Origin of the sequence: Acinetobacter sp. YH01005 (assembly GCF_013420465.1) — a bacterium.
Taxonomy (GTDB): domain Bacteria; phylum Pseudomonadota; class Gammaproteobacteria; order Pseudomonadales; family Moraxellaceae; genus Acinetobacter; species Acinetobacter amyesii.
Genome location: NZ_VOYA01000051.1, coordinates 1 through 4,678 on the forward strand (window position 1 = coordinate 1; position 4,678 = coordinate 4,678).

At 39.5% G+C, this 4,678-nt stretch carries 4 protein-coding genes; all 4 read left to right on the top strand.

Annotated features, from left to right (window positions below):
* Positions 1-467 precede the first annotated feature (467 nt).
* The 4 genes from FTT72_RS15875 to FTT72_RS15890 all read left to right on the top strand — a co-directional run bounded on the left by FTT72_RS15875 (position 468) and on the right by FTT72_RS15890 (position 4,522).
* Positions 468-1,913 carry an aldehyde dehydrogenase family protein gene (locus FTT72_RS15875; protein WP_180178679.1) on the top strand — a complete coding sequence of 482 codons (1,446 nt, stop codon included), beginning with the start codon at positions 468-470 and terminating at the stop codon, positions 1,911-1,913.
* 87 nt (positions 1,914-2,000) lie between these two features.
* The gene (locus tag FTT72_RS15880) at positions 2,001-2,561 is read left to right on the top strand and encodes a DUF1287 domain-containing protein (protein WP_180178680.1); all 561 of its coding nucleotides are present in this window, start codon (positions 2,001-2,003) and stop codon (positions 2,559-2,561) included.
* Between the two features lie 367 nt (positions 2,562-2,928).
* Complete coding sequence (locus tag FTT72_RS15885) at positions 2,929-4,413, top strand: sodium-dependent transporter (RefSeq protein ID WP_180178681.1); 1,485 nt, start codon at positions 2,929-2,931, stop codon at positions 4,411-4,413.
* Between the two features lies 1 nt (position 4,414).
* The gene (locus FTT72_RS15890) at positions 4,415-4,522 is read left to right on the top strand and encodes a methionine/alanine import family NSS transporter small subunit (RefSeq protein ID WP_180178682.1); all 108 of its coding nucleotides are present in this window, start codon (positions 4,415-4,417) and stop codon (positions 4,520-4,522) included.
* Positions 4,523-4,678 lie beyond the last annotated feature (156 nt).

The following is a 4,678-nucleotide window of genomic DNA, read 5'->3' on the forward strand; positions in this document are numbered from 1 at the left end:
GAGTGATGGGAGAGAATGTTCAAGAGTGGATTCTAAATGTTCAGATAAAGACATAAAAAAATGAGCGTATTCACATACACTCATTTTTACTACATTTTACTAAAATTTGCTTAACTGACTGGCATTAGTCATTTGATGGGCTTTTTTTATGTTGTACTCATAATTCTTATCATTGAATTTAGGTTGAATGATTGATTAAAAAATTGATAAATAATGAGATTTAATATTTTAAATTGCTTTTCTAATTTAATTTCATCGTTATATAGAGACTCGATCATTCGTTATTCAGTACAAGCCGAGATCTGAAAATAGGGGATGAAGTTCAGGGCGTATAAGTAATCAAGTTTGAGGCTTGTGGTTCATTTTGTTACTTAAATATAGTGAACTCTGTGCTCAGTCAGCGCATGATAGAGGCATAGATTTATTCACATTTATCAATAATGTCTCAAGATCATGGAAATATCGTCATGTCCAAAGCCGTACAAGATATAAAAGATTATCCGCTCTATGTTGCAGGTAAAGCAGCGACTACCGATCAGTGGTTAGAAGTGGATCAAAAATATACCCAAGACGTATATGCACGCGTTGCACTCGCAGATGCTGCAACCATTGAAAAAGCCATTGATTCAGCGGTTAAATCTAGCGCTGCAATGGCGGCATTGGAACCTTTTCAAAAACAAAAAATCTTACTGCACTGTGTTAAACGTTTTAATGAAATGCGTGCAGAATTGACTGAAATTTTAATTGCGGAAGGTGGAAAACCGTGTAAAGCCGCAGCTGCTGAAGTTGAACGTTTAATCAATACCTTTCAAATTGCTGCTGATGCTGTCACACAGATGGATGATGGTCGCATGATCCCATTGGCGGTTACCGCAGCAGCATCTGGATATCAAGGCATGGTCAAACATGTGCCGATAGGCCCTGTATCGTTGATCAGCCCGTTTAATTTTCCGATCAATCTTACTGCGCATAAAATTGCACCTGCCATTGCTGCAGGCTGTCCATTTGTGTTGAAGCCTGCAAGTTTGACGCCTATTTCAGCTTTAAAAATTGCGGAAGTTTTAGCAGAAACAGATTTACCTAAAGGTGCCTTTTCGGTTTTACCTTGTCCACGGGAACATGCAGATGTATTAGTCACAGACGACCGATTTAAACTGCTCAGCTTTACCGGTTCCGATGTTGTGGGTTGGGATATGAAAGCGCGTGCGGGACGTAAAAAAGTGACTTTGGAACTCGGTGGCAACGCTGCGGTATTGGTTGAGCCCGATACTGAAATTTCAGCAGCATTTATTGAGCGCTTAGTGGGTGGGGCGTATAACCATGCAGGGCAGGTGTGTATCAGCGTACAACGCATCTTGGTGCATGCCGATATCTATGCCGATGTGAAGAAAAAACTTGTGGCGAGAATGAAGCAGCTTAAAGCGGCTGATCCTCAGTTGGAAAGCACCATGGTCGGTCCAATGATTAAGGAAGCGGAAGCAACACGCGTGCATAAATGGGTCGATAAAGCAGTAAAAAAAGGTGCCAAAGCATTGGTTCGTGGTGAACATCAGGGTGCATTGCTCGATCCAATTTTATTGGAAAATGTCGATGAATCACTAGAAGTGTATAAAGATGAAATCTTTGGCCCTGTAGCGATTTTAGAGAAATACAAAAATTTTGAAAAAGGCATCGCCAAAATTAATAGCAGCCGTTTTGGTTTACAAGCGGGCGTTTATACGCAAAATTTGAATAAAATGCTGTATGCGTGGAATCACTTAGATGTCGGTGGGGTGATTATTAATGACATTCCATCTTTCCGTGTTGATAACATGCCATATGGTGGCGTAAAAGATTCTGGCTTAGGCCGTGAAGGAATTCAGTCTGCCATTCGAGATATGCAAGAAGAACGCGTATTGGCAATAAAACTGTAGTCGTTTAAACATGGGCTTGGTTCAGCATGGATCTGTTCGAAGCCCAGTTTTTGAATCATTTCAAAAATCTAAAGTGAATAAGAAAAAATGAAACGAATTTTATTATGGGTCAGTTTGATGACCGTGAATATGGCTGTCTTTGCTTTTAACGCCACTCAAATGGTGACGGATGCACGCAGTCAAATTGGGAAAACCTTATATTATGATCCTGCGTATACTGCACTGCGTTATCCGATGGGAGATGTCCCTTTAATCAAGGGTGTTTGTACCGACGTGGTAATTCGTGCATTACGACAGCAAGGGATTGATTTACAACAAGCCATTCATGAAGATATGAAAGCCAATTTTAAGCAGTATCCACAAAAATGGGGCTTAAAAGGAACCGATAAAAATATTGATCATCGACGTGTTCCCAATATTCAAACTTGGATGCAACGTCAGGGCTATGTTGTCAAAGATAAGCAGTACTTGGCGGGAGATATTGTCACTTGGGACTTAGGGCGTGGTTTAGTGCATATCGGCGTGGTTTCAGATCGTAAAGTGAAAGCTAGCGATGTTCCACTCATCATCCATAATATTGGAGAGGGTACACAGGAAGAAGATCTTTTGCATGCCTATCAAATTACCGGACATTATCGAGTGAAATAACTTTAAAAATTTAATAGGAAATAAAACATTCCTAAAAGTTATATTATTGATAACTTAAATTGTATGAAAAATAAGCTGATTAAATGAACATTTAAACTTAAACATATTATAAAAATGGAATATTTGCCGTAGAAATTACAGAAAAACTTAAAAAAAGTGAGTATTGTTAATTCATACAAAGGGAAAGTTATTTGTGGTGTTTTTAACCAAAATGCGCATGTGATTTTTCTGTTTGCAATTTGGTATAGACGCTCACAAGGTATCTCACCAGATCAAACACCCAGAATTTTATTTTTATGGTTCTTTTTTTGCTCGCGATATAACCATAACAAGCAGCAGTTAAAGATGCCTGAGGTTTAGGTGTTCTATGTCAGATAATCGTGAAAACTGGTCGGCACGATCAGGATTTATCATTGCCGCTATTGGTTCCGCTGTAGGTTTGGGAAACATTTGGCGTTTCCCTTACGTAGCATATGAAAATGGTGGCGGTGCATTTTTAATTCCCTATTTAATTGCAATTTTTGCAGCGGGTTTGCCTTTATTATTCTTAGATTATGCAGTGGGGCATAAATTCCGAAAAGCTCCGCCAACTGCATATAAAAAACTTATGAACAGTGAGGCATTAGGTTGGTGGCAAGTGATGGTGACACTCATCATCGGGATCTACTATGCCAGTGTATTGTCATGGGCCGGCAGTTATATTTTCTACTCAATCGGTCAAAAATGGGGTGAAGATACTCAAGGCTTTTTCTTTAATACTTACTTGCAAAATGCCGATGGAATTGCCTTTGGTTTTGTACCGACCTTATTCTTTGGATTGGTGATTGTTTGGGCGATTACCATGTTCATTTTATATGGTGGTGTGAAGAAGGGTGTAGAGCTTTCGAATAAAATCTTTATTCCATTGTTGGTGATTTTGTTCTCGATTTTAGTGATTCAAGCAGTGCGTTTACCGGGTGCTACAGAAGGTCTAAATGCATTCTTTACACCAAATTGGGATGCGATGACTGACTATAAAGTATGGTTAGCAGCCTTTGGTCATATCTTCTTCTCGTTATCGATTGGTTTCGGGATCATGTTGACCTATGCGTCTTACTTAAAAGCAAAAACCAACTTGACTGGTTCAGGTGTTGTGGTTGCATTAGCTAACTCATCATTTGAAATCTTAGCGGGTATTGGTATTTTTGCAGCATTGGGCTTTATGGCGCATAGTGCAGGTGTACCTGTAAATGAAGTTGTTTCAGGTGGTATTGGCTTGGCCTTCATTGCCTTCCCAAAAATCATTTCGAGCTTGGGTGCTGGCGGTGATTTATTTGGTTTCTTGTTCTTCTCATCACTTGCTGTGGCGGGTATTACGTCAATGGTGAGTATTTTGGAAGTGCCAATCGCATCGTTCCAAGATAAATTGGGTTGGTCACGTAAAAAAGCTGTAACGATTGTTGCGGGTGGTTCTGCCATTGTATCGACATTAATTTTCTCAACCCACAGTGCGATTACTTTCGTCGACATCATTGACTACTTTGCCAATAACATTGGTATTGTAGCGGGTGGTTTGTTCTCGATTATCTTGGTGTCTTGGTTCCGTCGTCCATTGCTTGCGCAATTACGTGATCATGTAAATCAATATTCAAGTATTAAATTGGGCTTCGGTTGGAACTTCTTATTAACGGTTGTTACTCCGCTTTCATTATTGGTGGCTTTAGGCTTAACCATTAAAGACGTTGCATCTAAAGGCTATGGTGGTTATCCGGTAGACGTGTTATTGCCTGTAGCCGGTTTAGTCATTGCGATCTTTGTGCTTGGTGCGATTGTATTTAGTTGCATGAAAGACCAAAATCCAGAGGAGAAATAACATGAATACATCTGCATTAATCATGATGATCATTTCAATTGTTTTGCTTTGGGGCGGATTGATCTTAGCGTCGATCCATTTAGCAAAACATCCAGATGAAGAAGAATAAGCTTTATTGCTGATAAAAAAAGGAACCCTTGGGTCACTGCTGTCCCATAGTTTGCTTTAAATAAAAAAACCTGAGTCCTAACAGTTAAAATATGAGTGCAAACAAACACTTTAACGACCAGGATTCAGGTTTTGTCACATCAGAATACCGTATTTC

Bases quoted from the DNA above. Each gene is read 5' to 3' on its own strand.
- FTT72_RS15890 (WP_180178682.1), top strand. From the start codon at position 4,415: ATGAATACATCTGCATTAATCATGATGATCATTTCAATTGTTTTGCTT.
- FTT72_RS15875 (WP_180178679.1), top strand. From the start codon at position 468: ATGTCCAAAGCCGTACAAGATATAAAAGATTATCCGCTCTATGTTGCA.
- FTT72_RS15885 (WP_180178681.1), top strand. From the start codon at position 2,929: ATGTCAGATAATCGTGAAAACTGGTCGGCACGATCAGGATTTATCATT.
- FTT72_RS15880 (WP_180178680.1), top strand. From the start codon at position 2,001: ATGAAACGAATTTTATTATGGGTCAGTTTGATGACCGTGAATATGGCT.